Genomic DNA, 18,891 nt, shown 5'->3' with positions numbered 1-18,891 from the left:
CAAGTGTCGCAAGGCTTGTTCGCGGCCCTTGCTCTCGCCACACTTGCAGCATGGACAACAAGTCGTCGCAAGGTCCGCTCAATGGCATACGGGTAGTAGAATTCGCTGGAATCGGCCCGCTGCCCCATTGCGGAATGATGCTCGCGGACCTTGGGGCGGAGATCGTGAGCATTCAGCGTCCCGGCGGGCGGCTTCAGCCGCCCAATGCCGCGCTCGATCGCGGTCGGCACCGGCTCACGCTGGACCTGGCCGATCTTGCTGACGCCGAACTGGCTCGGGACGCCTCACAAAAGGCCGACGTTGTCATGGAGGGCTTTCGTCCGGGCGTGATGGAGCGGCTTGGCCTCGGTCCGGATGAGCTATGCGGCCGGAACGCACGTCTTATCTATGCGCGGCTAACCGGATGGGGACAGGACGGGCCGCTTTCAAAGACCGCAGGGCACGACATCAATTACCTCGCCGTGACCGGTGCACTAGCCGCGCTCGGCAGACCGGGAGAGCCGCCGCCGCCGCCGCTCAACTTGGTCGGCGACTATGGCGGCGGGTCAATGTTCTGCCTCGTCGGAATCCTCGCCGCGCTGGTCGAGCGCGAACGTTCCGGCAAGGGCCAGGTCGTCGACGCGGCCATCGTTGACGGAGTCGTCTCGATGCTGGCAATGTTCAACGCGCAAGGGGAACCTCGCGTCATAGCGACCGAGCGCAATGCGAACCTGCTCGGTGGCGCCGCGCCCTTCTATCGCTGCTATGGCTGTGCCGACGGACGCTTCATCGCAGTCGGGGCGCTGGAAGAGAAATTCTGGGCGGCGCTGCTTGCGCCGCTGGGGATCAGCGCCGCCGCCTTCGGGCCGCGCTTCGACCCAGCATTCTGGCCGGCACAGGCGCGCCAGCTTGAGTCGATCTTCGCAACGCGGACCGCAGCGGATTGGGGCAAGGTCTATGCCGGCACCGACGCCTGCGTCACCGTGGTTGCGATAATGGATGAAGCCGCTGCCACGCCCCACCTCGCGGAGCGGAGCAGCCTTGTCGATGAAGACGGAACGCAACAACCCTCCCCAGCGCCGCGCCTGTCGCGCACTCCGGGAATGATCCGCCATTCAAGCGATGACGGCCGCTCGGTCATCGAACGCTGGATTGCGGATTAAAGAGCCTCGACGATCGTAACGTTGGCGGTCCCTCCGCCCTCGCACATCGTTTGAAGCCCGTAACGCAACCCGCGCCTGCGCAGGGCATACACGAGCGTCGTCATCAGCTTCGTCCCAGTCGCACCGAGCGGGTGGCCAAGCGCAATAGCGCCGCCGTTGACGTTCATCCGCGAGGGGTCCCCACCTGTTTCCTTAAGCCACGCCAGCGGCACGGAAGCAAAGGCCTCATTCACCTCGAACAAATCGATGTCCCGATCGCCATCCCAGCGCGTTCGATCGCCCTTCTGGTCGCCGGTATGGGCTCTTCGAGCATGATGACCGGGTCGCCGGCCGTGACTGTCATTTGATGAATGCGAGCCAGCGGTGTCAGGCCATGAGCCTTCAGCGCCCGCTCGTTGACGACCAGCACGCCGGACGCGCCGTCGCAGATCTGGCTGGCGTTGGCAGCACTGATGCGGCCTCCCTCCGCAAGCAATTTCACCGAGGCTATGCCTTCCAGGGTCGCATCGGCGCGTATGCCCTCGTCGCGGTCGTGGCGGGTCGCATTGCCCTCCGCATCCTCGCCGTCGAGAACCAGAATCTCATCCTCGAACGCACCGGCGGCGGTGGCCGCTGAAGCACGGCGATGACTATCTAATGCGAAGGCATCCAGATCGTCCTTAGAGAGGTCATATTTGCGGGCCATCATCTCCGCGCCGGTGAACTGGCTGAACATCGGCACCTGGAAGCGTTCGAGGATCGACGGCGGCCACGGCATCGCCGGCGCGCCTGCCGCCGCCGCGCCTTGCATCGGCAATCCCATGGGAACCCGGGTCATGCTTTCCACTCCGGCGGCGATAACCATGTCTTGAGTTCCGCTCATCACGGCCTGCGCGGCAAAATGCAGCGCCTGCTGGGAGGATCCGCACTGACGGTCGATGGTCACCGCCGGCACACTATCGGGAAGCGACGATGCCAGGACCGCGCTTCGTCCGACCTGCGCCGATTGTTCCCCAGCCTGACTGACACAGCCCATGATAACGTCTTCGACCGCAGCTCCGTCGACTCCGGCACGCACGACCAGTTCGTCGAGAACCCGCGCCGCAAGATCTACCGGATGCCAGCCGCGCAGTCGCCCGCCACGCTTGCCACCGGCCGTACGGGTTGCGGCAACAATATAGGCTTCGGCCATCTTCATTCTCCAGTTCGTCGCTTCTTCGCGATAGTCGGCTCGCGCGCCTGACGCTATGGACTTGCCCAATGACCGCAATCGATCCGCAATCCTTCCGGCAGGCGCTGGGTACTTTCGTCACTGGCGTTACGATCGTTACCGCCCGGGCGCCTGACGGCCAGCCGATCGGCCTCACGGTAAGCAGCTTCAATTCCGTGTCGCTCGATCCGCCGCTGGTGCTGTGGAGCCTGGCTCTGAAGAGTGCGAGCCTGCCGTCGTTCCGGGAAGCGCGATCCTGGGCCGTCCACGTGCTGAGCGTTGGTCAGGAAGAGATTTCCGCGCGGTTTGCAACACCCGGCGCCGATCGCTTCGCCGGACTCGAATTCGAAGACGGCCCGGAAGGAGCGCCGCAACTTCCCGAGTTCGCGGCGCGGTTCGGTTGTGAGGCGACGTTCGAATATGAAGGCGGTGATCACGCCATCTTCGTCGGTCATGTCGAGAACCTTCAGCGCCGCGACGCGGAACCGCTCGTCTATCACGGCGGCCGCTATGGAAGGGTGAGGCAACCCGCGGATGACCTAGGGCAGCCCGCCCTCAAGCGCCTCGCGGACACCGGGTTCCTGGAACTGGTTCCGGGTGGCTTCCAGCTGACTGAAATAGGCCGTGCCATGCTCGGCGATCTTCGTGCCGGGCTTGCCCGATGGAAGGAGGGGCCGGGCCTCAACATCCCTGAGGGCGATCGCCGGCTGCTTGCCGACCTCCATCGCCTCATCGAAATCCAATCTGCAAGTTAGCGCCGCTCGGCTACTCTGGCCGTGTCCGCCTGCAATAACGCCGAACGTCCATCACCGACCACCGCGAACGCCGCCCAATAATAGGGATGTGACGTCTTCGCATCGTCCATCAGCTTGACCTGCGACCGCCTTAACGCGGTCACGGTCGCAGTTCCGGGCGGGACTGAAAACAGCCCGGCAATAAGTCGCTGGGTCGCATCGAAATCGTCCGGCACGGGCCAGTGGCTGGCGATGACGAGCCGCCCGCCGGCACCGACAAAAGCGCGAACGAGGCCGTCGAGGGCTACTTCGCCCCCTTGCCCAAGCCGGCTTCTTCGGTCGCCGAGGAACCGGCCGCTCCTGCCGTGTCGCAGGCAGAAAGGATGATCACATCGGCGTTCAGGCGAAGGTCGAAGATCTCGCGGAACGTCAAAAGGCCGTCCGAACCTTCACCACCGAAGCTCGTCATCAACGCCGGTTGCGCCGCGCAGCGCGGCTTGGGCGAGCTCAAAATACCATGGGTGGCGAAGTGGATGATCCGATAGTCCTGGAGATCCTTGCGGGAAAGCAAGCTGGTGTCAGAAAAGGCGGCACCGGTCACGACTTCGGCGAGTGACGGCTTCCCTCCAGCCAGCATTTTGCTCGCAAGATTGAGCTCCAGCGCCGAAATCGGCTTGCTCCAGGCCGTGATTGGCAGCGCGCATTCTTCGTCCCGGCTGGAATCGACGGCACGGTCAGCTTCGGTTGGACGGGCATTGTCACCAAGTCCCAGATACAGCTTGGTCGCGGTCGAGCGCGGCGCGAGGCGGACATCGCGGAATGAAGGCGCCGAAACGGAAGTGCTGATATCCAGATCGCGGCCCAGCCAGCGGATCCCGCGAAGATCGAAGGGGTCGCCCCCGGCGGCCACTCGCGCGGCATAGGCTTCGATGCTGGCCATGTCCCGCACAAGCAGGTTGGGACTGATCCGGAGCATCGCGCCATCCGGCTCGAAAACGAGGTGATCGATGCCAGCTATTTCCGCCGACACCGGAGCGAACAGCTGGTTGTAGAGCTTGTTCGCGAGCACGACATCGAACGGGTAAGTTACGAGCTCACCCTCGGTCATTGTCGAGATGGTGCGGCGAAGCCGGTTGACGATGTCGTCAAGCTCGTTGGCGGATGATTCAAGCTTCACGGCCTTCGCCGAGGTAGGCGTGATCAGAATTCCGAAGACCAGATTGTCGACAACCGTGAGCTTGTAATAGGCCTCGCCAGGCTTCAGCAACTTCTGAAGCTCGGTGATCGGGAGCGTATCGCCAATGACCGCCCGGAAGCGAGGATAGGCGACAAGGCTCGCCTGGGTAGCGACCTGGTCCTTCTGATATTCGGCGATGCTCGTCGCGAGGGTTTGCATTCGCATCGCCTGGCCCGGGGTCGGCTGGGCAGCGAGCTCGAGCCTGGCTAGCTCGCTTCGGGAGCGCTCGATCTGGCGGGTAAGGGTGACCGCCTGACGGAAAAGGCGTGCGGCTTCGTCGCTGCCCCCGCTAAGCTCACGGGCCAGGACTGCCTGCGTCTGTGCGACTCCTGGCCGAAGCATAATCTGGCTAGCCGAAAACAGTTCGGCGACGCTGGCGGGATCACTGGACTTTTCGAGAAGAAGCCCAGCGTAAGGCGCGAGGATTCTCGCGAGCGAAGGCGGACTGTTGGCGCTGCCCACATGCGCGGCGACGATCTCTCGGAAAAGGACGATCGCCGCTTCTCGATTCCCGATCGTGGCGAGATAGGTGGCGAGGCGCCCGCGCGCGCTTTGAAGCACGGCCGTGCCGGGATAGTCGATTTCCAGCAAGGCTACGCTCGCCCGGTAGTAGCGCTCCGCCTCGGCACGGTCGCCGCGGGCCTCCGCAATCGCCCCGAAATCACTCAGCACTTGCGCCCTCATCCAGACGATCGACGTCAGCCGGCCGCCGCGAACCTTTGCCAACTGCGCGTCCGCCTTGGTGAGGGCGGCGGCCGCTTCGTCAAGCTTGCCGGTCAGCCGCAATGCCGAGCCACGCAGAAGTTCGACCTGCGCATCCAGGATCTGAGCCTTCTCCTCGATCTCGAGCGATCCGCCGCCGGTGCTGATCTGGGCGTTGGCAGAAGCGTCCGCATTGAGGCGGGCAGCAGTCGCCCGATCGATCTCGAGCCGGCGGATTGCCGGATCGGGAAGCTGCGCGGCCTCGGGCAGCGGCTTGTCGAGCTCGACAAGCGCGTCATCCGCAAGGCCTTGGTTGAGCAGGTGCATCGCCCGGTAATTGCGCAATTGACGTGCGACCAGCACGTCATTGCCAAGCAGGCTGCGCGCACGCTCGAGAAGTTCGTCAGCTTCGGCATAGCTTCCGAGGTTAGATTTCTGGAGCGCTTCGTTCACCAGAGCTTCGGTTTGAGCCGAACGGCCGAGCTCTCCTCGAGTCACGGAAGCGAAAAATTCTGCCGACTCGGCATAGTTGCCGGCATTGTTGCGACGATAGGCCTCAGCGAGCGCCCGCGAACGATCGAGCGTTCCGGCCTGCACCCTCGCGAAGGCGGCGGGATCGCTTGCCCCAGTCAGCGCGACCTCCACCTCGCCTTCGACCGGTCGGTCGGCGATGACGTTGCGAAGGGCCAGCCGCAGCGCGCTATCATATCCCGACAGGCCCTCGGCCGAGTAGAAAAGCTTGCCCCGGCGAAGCTGGTAGACCCGGTAGCCGACGGCCGGGTTCTCATTGAGCGTGCATTGGCCGGAAGAGACCTGGCCAAGGTCTTCCAGTTCTTCCGAAACGAAATCCTTGCAAGTCACCTTGTCTGAGCGAATTTGCTGGAGCCGGGCGGCGGGATCGTCTTCGCCCACCCGCAAGGCGTGCACAATGCCGATCGGGACTGCCGCATCGCGGCAGAGAATTTCCCACCCCCGGTCGAACATGTTCTTGAGCGAGGCATGGGTTGCCATGCCTTGCGCGAGGCAAAGAACACTACCCCCGCCGCCAATACGGAAGCTTTGCCGCGTACTAATCGGCTGCGGCGCGGCAAGTGCCGCGTCGCTGATCACCAAGGCGGCAGTCGCCACGCCCAAGGCCAGCGCGAGCCGGTTCATCACCTTCTCCTCTGCGCAACCCGCATTACCACATTTCCGGCAATGCGGGCGCGTTCAAACGCCCGGTTCGCCCGGGCTCATGGCCCCCAGGGCCAAAGACGTCGTGTCAGCGAAAACAACAGGCGCGGCGACGGCTTGTCGTTGGCAAAGCCGCTTCTCTCGAGTGGAAAGGCGACGACCGTGTCCAAGCTGAAGCCGCGGAAAGAGGCGCGGATGCCGCCGCCGGTCGAAAACAGGTCACGCTGACCTGGCGGCAGGAAGAAATCCGTTTCGTTCCAGACCCGTGCATAGTCGAGGAAGAGATAGGGCTGTGCAGCAAGCGATCGTGCCGACTTGGGAATAACGCTTCCCAGCCGCATTTCAGCCTGAATGCCATAGCCGGAATCGCCAAGGATCGCGCCCGGGTCATAGCCACGTCCGGCCGTATAGTTACCGCCAGCGAACTCTTCGAAGCTCAGGATCGATTCCGAGGCATATTGGCCGCGCAGTCCGAGCGCAAAAGTGAGCTTGGGAACCGGCCGGTATTCGCCATAGAGCAAGGCGCGAACGACAGTCGCGGTTGGATCGGCGTCGGGCCGGCTCGGCGTGACGCCGGGGTCAATCCGGCAAGCGCGATCGCAACTTTCGGTCGCCCCGAAGATATCGAGACCCTGACGAATCTCGGCATTGCCCCCAATCCGCCAGACTGGCTCGATCTGTGAGTATCCCGGGCGGCGGAAGTCCATACTATAGGAGTCGAACAGGAGCCGCGCAAAGGCTACCCGAAGCCGATCGCGAGTGAAGTCTTCGCCGTTCTGGTCGACGTCCTGATTGACGATGTCGAGACCGACCATGCCGTTAAGGCGCGTCGCCTGCCGCCGAAGGAAGGGATAACCGGCCCAGAAGGACGCGAAGAGCGTTTCCGCCTTGATTTCCAGCGGTCCGTCGAAATCAGGGCGTGCCCAGCTGTAATTCATCGAAGCGCCGAAATTCAGGCCCTGCGTGCCGACACGGAATTCATGGCTTAGCTGGAGGTCCTTCTGCTCTGTGAAATCCTGCGTAATGAAGAGACCGGCTGTGGTTACATCGCCAAGCCCGGTAAGGCCGTATAGCTGCGCTCTAACCTGCGCGCCGCCGCGGCCAAGGTCCTTGGATCCAAGATTTTCGATGCTGGCATCGATGGCGAAGGCTGTACGCAGAACCGTGACTTCGCCAACAACCTCGCCCGGCACCGTCCCGGCCGGCCGTAGGGCCAGGCGGACGTTGTAGCCCGGCAGTTCGCTTGCAAGCAGCAAATAGCGTTCGGCCTCGAAGCGATTGAAAACCTCGTGCTCCCGAAGCCGGTTGAGATATTTGGCGATGAGCCGCTCGGAGCGCCCGGCATCGCCAAGCACGCGGATGTCGACCAGCTTCGCCAAAACAACATCGTAGCGAAGGTTGCCTTCGCTGATACTCTGCTCGGGCACTTGGACGGCCGCGATATAGCCGGCCTGGCGAAGCAGAGCGGCAGCCTTGTCGCGGATGCGGCAAACGGCGGACACGGGATTTTCCCGCCCGACTTCCTCGGCATAAGCGGATTGCAGGATCGACGGATCCACCCCGCGAAGGCCGCCGAACTCGACCGTCCGAAGCGTGAACTTGACGTCCGCGAACTGCGGCTCGTCGAGCGCGCAAGGCGTGCGCTCGATGTCGCCTTCAACCTGGAGTTGGGTAGGCGGTGCCGGAGTCCTTGGCTGACGGCGTTCGATTTCCTCACGGGTCGGCGCGAGCTGCGCCGAGGCCGCTGAAGAGGTCATTGCGCCGGCACCAAGCGCCAGCAACATCGTCGATGAACACAACCTACGAACAAATCCGGACGCAACAGGGATTACTTGCCGTGAACGCACGAGCAGCCCCCTTCCCGCCGCGTACGCCGATTCGGCACGCGATAACGAAATTTAAATCACGTCCTACGCCTCGGCGCAATCGTCTCGCTTCCGAAAGTTATCGGGTGAAATAAATCTGTGTTGCTTTTTCTGGCCGATTCGCGGGCTTGAAGCTCCCAGGTTGCACCCGCGGGTCTGGTTTTGGTACGTAAATACAGTGACTTAAAGGGCCGATTGCCGCTTGGTTAATTTTTGATTATAGCGATGCCGTTCTGTAAAGCGTCGAAACTCATGCGGGGGTGCACGTGAAGCGTGTGTCGACGAACATTGGGCTCATGCGGTCCAGACGTTATTCTTTGAGCCAGTCGCGACTGCCGGGGATCACCCTCGTCGCCTTGCTGCTGGCCTCTCCAGCCATGGCTGCACCCGGCGGCAATGGGGTCGGCAATGGCCGTGGCGGTGCTCCGGGCGGCGGGCCGCCTCCGTGGGCCGCTTCGGTAACAAACCCCCATGTCAGCCCGATAATTGCGCCGGTTATCACCCCCACTCCGGCCGCGACGCAGGCTCCGGCGCCGGCAAGTAACGGCAATGGGCTCGCACTCGGACACAGCAATAACGGTCCGGGCAACGGCAACAGTTCTGCTTCCTCGGCCGGAAACGGAGCCGCCGGACCAGTCCCAGCTTCGACCGCGTCGGGTCCCGCAATCGCCGCTGGCAATCAGCCGTCCGTCGTCAACAACGGCACGTTTGATATCATCGTCACGCCGGCCGTTTTGCCGGCTCAGGCATCTCCCGTGGCGGTCGCAGCCGTAGCTGGCGCTGCTTCCGGACCGATGAATGCGCTCGCGCATAACGTCGACACCACAGCGCTGCTCCTCAACCTCACCGCGACCGACGCCGTAAACGGCGTGATGGTCAAGGACGGCAAGTTGACCCTCGTCGCTGAGCGGAAAGCGGAAAAGGCCGACCGCGTCGCGCTCGCCGAGAATAACGCCAACGCGAATGGCGGCGGCGCTGATGACAAGATTCCGCCGGGCGACCCGTGCAGCAAGGGCAACGGCAACCCGTGCAACGGCAACAACGGTAACGCCGGTTCGCAGGGCAATGTAGGACAGAGCCCGCCGCCACCTCCGCCTCCGCCTCCGCCTCCGCCGCCGCCGCCACCTCCGCCGCCTCCGCCTCCGCCGCCGCCGCCGCCTCCGCCGCCACCGCCGGGGCCACCGCCGTCACCACCCGGACAGCCCCGGGGCCGCCGCCGTCACCGCCCGGCCAGCCTCCGGGACCGCCTGCCAAGCCGACTTACGTGCTCGCCCTATTCGCCCCGACACCGAGGACGAAGAGGAAGAAGAGGGCGTGGTCGACGCCTCGGGTCTCAAGGACAGTTCTAGCGAGGACGATGGCGTTGCCAGCGGCGCCGATTCGAGCGCTTGGACCTACACGCCGCCTGGTGAACCTCCGCGGCCATAACGCCGCGCTACCAATAGCGGTATTCCCATACCTGAACTGAGGCGCCGATCGCGATTGCGACGGCGTACGGGATGCCGCCCTGCGAGCCTGCTGAGACCTTGCTCCGTCTTGCCAATCTCAAGGCGAGAAATGTCAGGGCCAGTACGCCGCCTGCCAGCAGGACCGCGGTGAGAAGCTGCAAAGCGCCCTTGGCTGTGAACCAGCACGCCGTCGCGGCGAGCAGCTTGATATCGCCGCCGCCGACCCATTGACGAGCAAACAGAGGCACACCGACGATGATGGTCACGGTAGCGACCGCAAGTGGCTGCCAGATCTTGTCGAAATTGCCGGTTAGAAAAAAGGCCAGGAGACCCGTCACAGCCACGATAATGACCGCGATGTTGGGCACCTGCCGCTTCCAGACATCGACTGCCGCGGCACCGATCAGCGAAAGCAGGAAGACAATTAGGAGATACGCCGGGCTTTCGGCGACGACGATCATCGTTGTTCCGCTCGGGCGAGGTTGCTGGCCGCCTTTTCTGACCACCGCGGGTGAATCGACACGGACTGCGAGAAAGCGGCAACTGCCCGTTTTCGGTCGCCCGCGGCCTCAGCGATCACGCCGATATCATTGAGGCGCGCAGCATAAGCGTCGAGCGTCTCGTTCTCGCGCTTCGCAGGCAAGTCCTGTGTCAACGCGGCTTCGGCAAGTTCGAGGTTAGCGCGCGCGATCCGGTTTGCTGGATCAGCCGCGAGAGCCATCTGAAGCTGCTTGGCCGCATCCGTCCACTGGCCCCGGAGGAGGAGCGACCAGCCCTGGTTGTTGAAGATTTCTGGTCGATTCGGACCGAGCGAAAGCGCGCGCGAATAACATTCGTCTGCCCGCGAAAAGTCCTGGCGCTGGTCGGCGATGACACCGCACAGGTTCCACGCGCGCCACCCGGCATTGGGCCGTGCGGTCGCGAGCGCAGCCCACTGGCTGGCATCTTCAAGTCTTCCAAGACGAAAGGCCGCGCGGGCCGCACCCTCCGCGAGAGCCGCATCGTTCGCATACTTGCGCGCCAACCCTGAAAACAGGGACAGGGCTTGCTGGTCCTGGCCGTTCGCAGCGGCGATTGAGGCCCGAAGCCGGTCGATCCGGTCTGAGACCAGGCCGCTTTCGATCATTTGCCGGACCATCTGGCTCGCCTGCTCGGTCCTGCCGGCTGCGAGTGCGTGTTCCGCTTCGTCGATGGTCGATCCAGCAAGGAGCAACGCGGCGAGCAGGATCATGGCGCGGCGTTTCGTCCGACGAGAAGGGTCAGTGGTCCGCTACGCTCGACAAGCATCACCTTGAAGGGAAGCTTGCGGGCCAACGCGCGCGCGCGTTCCGCATCGAGCTTCGAATAATGGAGTTCGCTCTTCTCTCTACGGGCCGGAGCATTGCCGATGTCCGCCTGGCCAATTCCTTTAGCTGCAAGCAGGTTTCGGGTGCGGGCAGCGATTCCCTGGACCCGGGCGGCGTTGAGTATTCGCAACGGCGCGTGAATCGTGCTGTCGGCCTCTCGCGTCACCCCCCGAAAGGTGATCCCGGCTTTGTCATCAATGCAACCTCGCCAAGCGAGAGACGCACCAGCCGCGGTCCCTTGTCGGGCAGCGATCCCGGCGCGGGATCGACGGTGGCGGACCGGGTATCGTCCTGGACTGCGATGACTGCGGCCTCGGTCGAACGGACCGGCGGTACCGGCGGAGGGGCGAGCGGCACTGTTGGATTGGTCCGGGTAAGAGCTTCGCGGCGGAGGGCCGCAGCTTCCTCCGGCTTGCCCTCGCTCTGGGCTGCGGCGGCGAGCGCGCGATAGAGTTCCGGAACGTCCGGCCGAAGCGCCAAGGCCTGCTCCAGCGAGCGGCGCGCGAGCGCGGGCTTGCCGAGTTGCAAGTAGCACTCCGCGAGACCCTGGAGCGCCCGATAACTTTGCGGATCTTCCCGAGCCGCCCGGCGAAAGGTTTCCAGTGCGAGACCGACATTACCCATTGCGAGCTGGGTCAGGCCGAGCGCGACACGCCCGTCACTTGTTCCGTCGCTAAGGTCCCGGTGCGTTTGTCCTATCTCGCGAATTTCCAGCTTTGGCGATGCGCAGGCGCATAGTGCCAGGGCGGCGGCGGAGGAGATCGTCAGAGTCCACCTCATGGTGCGTCTCCCGCGAGCGCCGGAAGCAAAGTGCGAACGACGCGAATAAAAGCTGGGAGCATCAGCACGCCGATCATGGTAGGTAGCATGAAACCCACCAGCGGGATGGAGAGAAGGACCGGCAGCCTGTGCGCCTTTTCCTCCGCCCGCATGCGCCGGCGTTCGCGCATTTCCGCCGAATAGGTGCGAAGGGTTTGAGCTATGGAAGATCCCAGGCGCGCGGACTGGACCAACAGAGTTGCGAAGCCGCGAATATCTTCCGAGCCAGCCCTGTCGGCCATCCGTCGCAACGCGTTCTCGTGGCTCCTGCCGGCGCGAAGCTCGTAAACCACCGTTCCGAATTGCCGTGCAAGCAGGGGATGCGAGCGGGTCATCTCCATGCCCACCCGGTTGAAGGCTGCCTCCAGCCCCAGACCCGCCTCAACACAAACCAACATGAGATCGAGGGCATCGGGGAAACCGTTGACGATCTCTTGCTGGTATCGCCGCGCCCGCAAACCGATGTAGATGCTTGGGACGTAAAGCCCCAGCAGCGCCGCACCCGCCCCAATCATGTAGATTTTGAAGACGGACGGCGCCTGCCCGCTCAGCCACATCAGCACCAGCGCAAGCACCGGCAGCAGGATGACCAGCGCGAGCCGGGAAAAGCTGTAGATCGACGGTGCGGCGGGCGATTCGAAGCCGGCGGACACTAGCCTTGCCCGAAGCGACTTGTCCTTTGGATCGATAAGCGGAATTCCGCGCCGCTCGACGGCCTGGATGAGGCCGATCCAAACGCTCTGCTTGTCCACGGTCTTCAGCGTCGCGACAGCCGCCTCGTCGCCAGCCCCGGTGCCGGCCCTCGGGGTGGCCCCGGTGCCGAGACGCTCACGAGTGACCCGGCGCTGCTCAATCCAGCCAAAGGCGAGAAAGACGACCGTCGCAACCACGACGAAGAGCAGCAACAGGAAGCCGCCGCGCTGGATCATGTCGAGTGTCGATGCGTTCATCATTACACTTTCAGGTCGACCATCTTGCGGATCATCCACAAGCCGATGAGATACATCACGACGAGTGAGGCCATCCCCGGAACGAAGATCGGATCCTCGGCAACCTGCAGATAAAACGGCGGATTGATCAGGAAGAGGATCACAACGGTCGCGACTGGAAGCAAGGTCAGCATCAGAGCGCTGACACGTCCTTCGGAAGACAATGCGCGAACCTTCAGCAGCAATTGCGCGCGTTCGCGGATCACGCGGTTAAGGTTCTCCAGGATTTCGGCAAGGTTGCCGCCCGTTTCGTTCTGGATTGAAAGGCTGACGACGAACATTCGCACGTCCTCGATGTCCCAGCGCTCGGCCATGGCATAAAGCGCGTCGGTCAGTTCCGCACCGTAGGTTACCTCGTCGACGACCAGCCCGAATTCACTTCCCAGCGGATCCTCGAGCTCGGTCGTAAGCAGGTCCAGCGCAGCCGAAATGGGATGGCCGGCGCGGAGCCCGCGAATGAAGATATCGAGCGCGATCGGAAACTGCTCCTGGAACTTGCGCCGGCGGCGCTGCGCCCTGATTTGCAGCCAAAACAGAGGGAGGCCGGTGGCGGCTGCGAGCGCAACAATGAGAAGCAGAAACAGCCGGCCAACGGAGAGAGATAGACCGGCCGCAGAAACGCCCAATGAAAGCAGCAGGAACACAGCCAAGGGCGCAATCGCCAGGATCAACGCAAGGCGTGTAAGCGGAATCGCCGTTCCCGCCATCGTCAACAGCCGCTCCGCCCTGGCGGCGAGCGGCTTCAGCCGTTCCGGGGCACGGTCGACGAGCGGCTGCCCGTCGCGGCGAAGCGCCGACATCGCTTCAGCCCGGGTCGACCCGCCGGCAATGGCCTGAAGGCGCGCGTTGCGTTCGCGGGTTGCAGCCCGTTCGCTCAGGATTGAGCCGATGATGCGCTCTGCCACGAGCACGATCATCGCGAATAGCAGGATGAGGACGAGGGCGCGGATCCAGATGTCGTTCACTGGTCGAACCTCGTTTCAGGACGGAACAATTCGGCTGGGATCGGCGAACCGCGCGCGGCGAGATGCTCGGCGAAGCGGGGACGGATTCCGACAGCCTCGAATCTTCCAAGCACTTGTCCGTCAGGATCGATCCCGGTCTGACGGAAGCGGAAGATCTCCTGCATGGTGATGACGTCGCCTTCCATGCCGCTAAGCTCGGACAGGGAGATCAGTTTGCGGCGACCGTCGCTCAGGCGCTGAACCTGGACAACGACGTCGATCGCCGAAGCGATTTGCGAGCGGATCGAGCGAAGCGGAATGTCGATCCCGCTCATTCCAATCATCTGCTCTACGCGCGACAAGGCGTCACGCGGACTGTTGGCGTGAACCGTGGTCATCGAACCGTCGTGACCCGTATTCATCGCCTGGAGCATGTCAAAGGCTTCACCGGCGCGAACCTCGCCGACGATGATCCGGTCGGGACGCATTCGGAGCGCGTTCTTGACGAGGTCGCGCTGGGTGACTTCGCCTCGCCCCTCGATGTTAGCGGGCCGGGTCTCGAGCCTGGCGACATGCACTTGCTGCAGTTGAAGCTCGGCGGAATCCTCGATGGTCACGATCCGCTCGTGATTGTCGATCGACGCCGACATGGCGTTGAGCAAGGTCGTCTTGCCCGAACCCGTGCCGCCGGAGATTAGGACGTTGAGACGGCCCTTCACGATCGCGTGAAGGACCTGGGTCACCCCTTCCGGAATCGAACCGATCTGGACCAGCCGGGCCATGTCGATCGGAATCTTCGCAAACTTGCGGATCGAGAGCAGCGGCCCATCGATGGCCAACGGGGGAACGACCGCATTGACCCGGCTACCGTCCGCAAGACGCGCGTCAACCAACGGCGAGCTTTCGTCGATCCTGCGGCCGACTGCTGAAACGATCTTCTGGATAATGCGGATGAGATGGCGGTCATCCTTGAACCGCACCGCCGACTTCTCGAGCACGCCATAGCGTTCGACGAACACGCTATTGTGCCCGTTGACGAGGATGTCGGTGATCGTCGAATCTTTCAGCAGTGGCTCGAGCGGGCCGAGGCCGAGAAGCTCGTCGAGGACGTCGTTCGTAAGCTGGCGCCGTTCGGCCTGGTTCAGCGCGTGTCGCTGATTGTTCAGCTCTTCGGCAATGATGTCGCCGACTTCCGCATTGATCTGCTCGCGCGACATGGAATCGAGCGCGGAGAGGTTGATGACATCGAGGAGTCGCTGGTGAAGCTCGACCTTGAGCTCTGTCCGGGCGTGGTCCTCGCCAAGTGCACCCGCATCGCCGCTTTCCAGACGACGGTCGGTTTCGCGCCGCTGCGGAGCGGCCTCATCGGCTTTGCGGATCTGCCACATTCTAGCGATCCCGCCCAAGCGCCGCTGCGACGCCCGCTTCCAGGGCATTGAGGTCGCGCGTCACGCCGCCCTTTCGGCGAATCTCCGAGACAGGGACGCCGCGGTCGATCGCTTCGCTGACCACTGCGTAATCGTTTGCCACCAGGTAGTCCGCCTCGCGGCCAAGCACCCGCGCGACGTCGTCCGCGCCCAGCTTGCCGAAGAGCTTCTTCTCAAAGCGATTGACGACCAGCTGGATGCGGACGCCGCCGAGATGCTGCATGACAAGGTCGAGCTGCCGGCGCGCGCGATGCAAACTGGGTATCGATAATTGGGTGACCATCAGAACGAGGTCGGCCGAAGCCAGCAACGACAGCGACCAGTTCGTCCAATTGCTCGGAAGATCGACGAACACGGTTCCGAATTCGGACTTGGCCTCGTCGAGGATATGCATCAGCGGATCGCTATCGAGCGCTTCGAGCGGAAGAATTTCCGACGGTGCAGCGATCACTTGCAGCCCGCTGGAATGGCCGGCTGCGATCGAACGAAGCATTTCGCCATCAACCCGCGCGCGTCCGGCGATCAGATCGGCGACCGTCAAAGCCGGCTGAAGGCCAAGCTGGAAGGCCGCGTCGCCGAACTGGAGGTCGAGGTCGATGAGACAGCATTCACGTCCGTGCTGCGCCTCCTCACATGCGAATTTCTGCGCCAGCTGACCGAGGATGGCGGTGGCGCCCACCCCCCGTCCGATTTCACGATCGCCACCAGCTTGCCGTCGCCCGCTTTCGCAACGCTTGCATCGCGTCGCCGCGCGACCCGGATGGGGTCAATGGCGGCGTCGAACTCGGATCGGTCGATCGGCAGCGGAATGACATCGTGCGCTCCCATGCGCACGAGCTGGCGGACGAAGGCCAGCGGCGGGTCGTAAGCAGCGGCGATGAGCGGAACAGGGCCTGCGGCGAGCTTGCGGAATTTTTCGACTGACTGTTTCAAATCGGCCGAAACCTCGACGATCGCGGCAAGAGTCCTTGGCGGGAAGGCAGAATGATCGCCCTCAGAATCGAGCGGCGCGACGACAAGTTCGATCGACGGGTCGGCGATGGCCTCGTCGCGCCATTCTTCCGCCAGTGATTGCTCGCTCGACAACAGCAGCAGGACAGGATCGCCACCGCCGGGCTTCCAGCTTTTACTACGCGTCTGGTCGGTCATAGGCGCCGTCATCGTCGTTCCTAATTGGACTGAGTGCCGAGACTGCTCTCGGCGCTGAGGGTGGTTGCGAAACTCGGCATGTTGATTGCGATACTATTGAACAGCAGGATCGGCCGGAACTGCAGTCCGGTTAGCTCGACCGTCACCAGCGGAACGACCTGCATCCCGTTCGGATCACCGGCGAAGCCGATCCCGGAGCCTCGGAACAGCACGCGGACATTCGCGGCTGAAATGTTGGGCTTCATCTGCTGCATCCGGGTGACGAGATTCGTGAACGCGGTCGATGGGATGGTCGCGGTCGGGCACGAGCCCGTGCAAGCGCAACTCGCAGCCGTGCAGGTCAACGTGCCGAGTGCGTCGAGATTGCTGACATGGTCCCCGGGCGTACATGTTATTGGGTTCCCGTTGATGTCACTGCAATTGTTCGAGCCGACGAAGTCAGCATTGACGATTCCCGTCGGGATCACGTCGGTTACGATCGCATAGCGAGCACCCATCTGGGTCGCCTTTTCGGCGCGATTGACCTCCCAGAGGAAGCGACCCGCATCGATGATCCCGAACAACAGGATGAGCAGCAGCGGGATTACGAGCGCGAACTCGACGGCGCCGGCCCCTCGGCCATCGCGCATGAGGCGTTGAAAGATGCGTTCGCCGCTCATACGCCCATGACCGCTGTTTGCTGGCTCGCCTGCATGGTGAAGGTCCGGTTCAATCCGAAGCCATGCATGATGCTGTTGTAGGGCAGCGTTGCTGTGATCGTCAGGACCGGGACTTTACCGGCATTTGCGGTGTAAATCCCAGCCAAGGTCGTGCCGCCCGCGGCAGTTACGCAGTTGAGCGACAATGTGATGCTCGCGCCGGCGTTGCTCCAGTTCGGGAGACGATTCGTTCCACCGCTCGCAACCCCGGTCTTGACGAGATTTCGGGTCGCGTTGGTGACAGTCGTGCTGACTGTCGAAGTGGCGCAATTGAAATTGTCGATGGTCTGGCGCGATGCCCAGATCGAGGCGTCGCGAACGGCCTTAATTAGCTGGTGCTCGCTCCAGAAGTAGCGGCCGAGTTCGGTCGCACCGAACATGATGGTCAGCAGCAGCGGTGTGACCATCACCATCTCGACTGCCGCCGATCCGCCTCTGTCACGAAGCATTTTCGACAGGCCCATCATTTGAGCAGCCTTGGGCGCTGGCGGAGATAATATTGGAAGGCGCTTTGGCCATTGGCCCGTTCCGCGATCCGCACAATCTCCGCGTAAATCTGGTCCTTTCCCGTCGAGGACCCGCGATCAAGCGACGGCTGGACCAGGAACAGGTCGGCGAAACGCAGCACCTTGGCGTTGAACTTGCCGTTGGCGCCGGTGCAATCCACGACTGCGACGGTCAGGAGGCGCCGGTCTTTCTGGTTCGTCCCGGCCACAACCGCCGTGCCATTCTTCGGCTGCGGGTAGGAACAGCGATTCGTGAAAGTGTAGGTGTAGTTACCGCTATTGCCCTTCTGCTTGACGTCCGGCGGATCGCTTGGATTGAGCAGCTTAGGCGGGAGGCGGTTCGGCTTGTCTGCCTTCTCCCACTGATAGACATCGTAGCGCATTAGCGTTGCCACCGTCTTGCCCATGGCCGTTGCGATCGCGCTCGCAGTGGTGCTGGGATGATTGGCGGCGACATAGGCGGCCTCGTCCCAATCCTTGTTCCCAAACTTCGGACAACTGTTGTCACTGGTAAGGCAGGAGGCCTGGTTTGAATCACGCGTGAAGGCCACTGCTGTCGGATCGTATGCAAAGTCCGAGACAGTCGCCGTTGGGGCTCCGCAGCCGGGATTGGGGGGTGGAGTGGAACCTGCGTCGATCTTGACGACCTCGGTCCGCGACATGTCTTTCATGACGTCCTCGGCGGGGCAGAAGTCGCCGGTTGAGGAATTACAGGCCGTAACGCTCGGCTCATAGAGATCGAAGCGCGTATTGAGGAACTTCGTGACTGACGCCTGGTTGCCAGGCTCGGTCGGCGTTCCCTCGTCGTTGTCGCTGCAGGCGGCGACCTCGTTGTTCTTGCCGAGGTTGATCTTCACCCCGCTCGCGCCGTTGCCGAAGTCGAGATAGCCGTAGTTTCCCGGAGTCCACGCGCCTCCGCCGCCAGGCTCAAGCAGGATACCTTTGCCAAGGTCGGAAGCCTGCGGAAAATCGACGTTCGGCGCGCAGAACATGAGCGGCGGGATCTTGCAGATCGCGGACGACAGACTGGCCACCGCCTGCGCTGAGATATTCGGACTCTGGAATACCCCGACGATGGGCGTCAGTGCATAGCGGGCCCGCCTCGCGCCGACCTGGATGATAACAACCTTCGCATTGGTGTCGCTTGTCGCTGCCGAGCCGGGGACGTCAGTCGATTCGTCGTAACTTTGATAGAACTGCACGGCACCGCTCGCGTCGCACGTGGATTCCGACGCCACCGTGATCGTCGCGCTCGACCCGTCGTTGGCGAAACGCGTCTGGTTGACGAGCAGGCTGGAGGCTGCCGCGGCAGCCCGAGAGCACGCCCCAGATGCACCGTCGAGCTGGGTTGCAGCGGCGAGCGCGGCCTGGTCCGCAGCTTGCTGGAGCTCGGTGTCGAGCGCTGCCAGCTGAGCATAGTCGAAAGCGAGGCCGCCGCTGGCAATCAAACCGACGAGCGACAAGGCAACAGTCGGCGAAACCGCGCCGCGTTCATTCCTCCACAGCTTGATGATCCCGCTCAC

The 18,891-nt window shown here is 63.1% G+C and carries 17 protein-coding genes and 1 pseudogene; 3 read left to right on the top strand and 15 right to left on the bottom strand.

Annotation, left to right across the window (positions count from 1 at the left end; translation table 11 throughout):
- Positions 1-50 precede the first annotated feature (50 nt).
- Positions 51-1,142: a CaiB/BaiF CoA-transferase family protein gene (locus G7076_RS03665; RefSeq protein WP_166200510.1), complete on the top strand. Its 1,092-nt coding sequence runs from the start codon at positions 51-53 to the stop codon at positions 1,140-1,142.
- Here the strand turns inward: G7076_RS03665 and G7076_RS03660 are convergent.
- Positions 1,139-2,313 (bottom strand): annotated as a pseudogene (locus tag G7076_RS03660) (acetyl-CoA C-acetyltransferase). The gene G7076_RS03665 and the pseudogene G7076_RS03660 sit on opposite strands and share 4 nt — an antisense overlap.
- Positions 2,314-2,381: 68 nt before the next feature.
- Between G7076_RS03660 and G7076_RS03655 the strand changes: the two are divergent.
- The gene (locus tag G7076_RS03655) at positions 2,382-3,086 is read left to right on the top strand and encodes a flavin reductase family protein (protein ID WP_166200508.1); all 705 of its coding nucleotides are present in this window, start codon (positions 2,382-2,384) and stop codon (positions 3,084-3,086) included.
- On the opposite strand, the gene G7076_RS12655 is transcribed toward G7076_RS03655, so the two are convergent.
- The 3 genes from G7076_RS12655 to G7076_RS03640 all read right to left on the bottom strand — a co-directional run bounded on the left by G7076_RS12655 (position 3,083) and on the right by G7076_RS03640 (position 7,934).
- Entirely contained in the window at positions 3,083-3,319 is a 237-nt protein-coding gene (locus G7076_RS12655) for a CHAT domain-containing protein (protein ID WP_277343932.1), read from the bottom strand. The genes G7076_RS03655 and G7076_RS12655 overlap by 4 nt on opposite strands.
- Before the next feature lie 50 nt (positions 3,320-3,369).
- Positions 3,370-6,159, bottom strand: a complete 2,790-nt coding sequence (locus tag G7076_RS12650) for a CHAT domain-containing protein (protein ID WP_166200506.1) — start codon at positions 6,157-6,159, stop codon at positions 3,370-3,372.
- Positions 6,160-6,236: 77 nt separating this feature from the next.
- On the bottom strand, positions 6,237-7,934 hold the full coding sequence (locus G7076_RS03640) for a ShlB/FhaC/HecB family hemolysin secretion/activation protein (RefSeq protein ID WP_240913863.1): 1,698 nt from the start codon (positions 7,932-7,934) through the stop codon (positions 6,237-6,239).
- Between the two features lie 425 nt (positions 7,935-8,359).
- Here G7076_RS03640 and G7076_RS03635 point away from each other — a divergent pair, with 425 nt between their 5' ends.
- Positions 8,360-9,391, top strand: coding sequence for a hypothetical protein (locus G7076_RS03635; protein ID WP_166200502.1), 1,032 nt, complete (start codon positions 8,360-8,362; stop codon positions 9,389-9,391).
- A gap of 86 nt (positions 9,392-9,477) precedes the next feature.
- Here the strand turns inward: G7076_RS03635 and G7076_RS03630 are convergent, their stop codons facing one another.
- From G7076_RS03630 to G7076_RS03580, 11 genes are all read right to left on the bottom strand, one after another.
- A complete protein-coding gene (locus G7076_RS03630; protein WP_166200500.1) occupies positions 9,478-9,951 on the bottom strand; it encodes a prepilin peptidase in 474 nt (157 codons plus the stop codon).
- Positions 9,948-10,721 (bottom strand): tetratricopeptide repeat protein, encoded by a 774-nt coding sequence (locus G7076_RS03625; protein ID WP_166200498.1) that lies wholly within the window; start codon positions 10,719-10,721, stop codon positions 9,948-9,950. The genes G7076_RS03630 and G7076_RS03625 overlap by 4 nt, the downstream gene beginning before the upstream one ends.
- Positions 10,718-10,966 carry a LytR C-terminal domain-containing protein gene (locus tag G7076_RS03620; RefSeq protein WP_206367566.1) on the bottom strand — a complete coding sequence of 83 codons (249 nt, stop codon included), beginning with the start codon at positions 10,964-10,966 and terminating at the stop codon, positions 10,718-10,720. Before G7076_RS03620 ends, G7076_RS03625 begins: the two co-directional genes overlap by 4 nt.
- Positions 10,967-10,998: 32 nt before the next feature.
- Positions 10,999-11,616, bottom strand: a complete 618-nt coding sequence (locus G7076_RS03615; RefSeq protein WP_166200494.1) for a tetratricopeptide repeat protein — start codon at positions 11,614-11,616, stop codon at positions 10,999-11,001.
- A complete protein-coding gene (locus tag G7076_RS03610; RefSeq protein ID WP_166200492.1) occupies positions 11,613-12,608 on the bottom strand; it encodes a type II secretion system F family protein in 996 nt (331 codons plus the stop codon). Before G7076_RS03610 ends, G7076_RS03615 begins: the two co-directional genes overlap by 4 nt.
- Positions 12,608-13,609, bottom strand: coding sequence for a type II secretion system F family protein (locus tag G7076_RS03605; RefSeq protein WP_166200490.1), 1,002 nt, complete (start codon positions 13,607-13,609; stop codon positions 12,608-12,610). The genes G7076_RS03610 and G7076_RS03605 overlap by 1 nt, the downstream gene beginning before the upstream one ends.
- Positions 13,606-14,976: a CpaF family protein gene (locus tag G7076_RS03600; RefSeq protein WP_166200488.1), complete on the bottom strand. Its 1,371-nt coding sequence runs from the start codon at positions 14,974-14,976 to the stop codon at positions 13,606-13,608. Before G7076_RS03600 ends, G7076_RS03605 begins: the two co-directional genes overlap by 4 nt.
- Before the next feature lies 1 nt (position 14,977).
- Positions 14,978-15,694: a hypothetical protein gene (locus G7076_RS03595; protein ID WP_166200486.1), complete on the bottom strand. Its 717-nt coding sequence runs from the start codon at positions 15,692-15,694 to the stop codon at positions 14,978-14,980.
- A gap of 490 nt (positions 15,695-16,184) precedes the next feature.
- The gene (locus G7076_RS03590) at positions 16,185-16,823 is read right to left on the bottom strand and encodes a TadE/TadG family type IV pilus assembly protein (RefSeq protein WP_240913862.1); all 639 of its coding nucleotides are present in this window, start codon (positions 16,821-16,823) and stop codon (positions 16,185-16,187) included.
- Positions 16,820-17,329 (bottom strand): TadE/TadG family type IV pilus assembly protein, encoded by a 510-nt coding sequence (locus G7076_RS03585; RefSeq protein ID WP_166200484.1) that lies wholly within the window; start codon positions 17,327-17,329, stop codon positions 16,820-16,822. Before G7076_RS03585 ends, G7076_RS03590 begins: the two co-directional genes overlap by 4 nt.
- Entirely contained in the window at positions 17,326-18,891 is a 1,566-nt protein-coding gene (locus G7076_RS03580) for a pilus assembly protein TadG-related protein (protein ID WP_166200482.1), read from the bottom strand. Before G7076_RS03580 ends, G7076_RS03585 begins: the two co-directional genes overlap by 4 nt.

This window comes from Sphingomonas sp. HDW15A, assembly GCF_011301715.1.
Taxonomy (GTDB): domain Bacteria; phylum Pseudomonadota; class Alphaproteobacteria; order Sphingomonadales; family Sphingomonadaceae; genus Sphingomicrobium.
The sequence above is the reverse complement of the archived record's forward strand: the minus strand, read 5'-3'. Positions and strand labels throughout refer to the sequence as shown.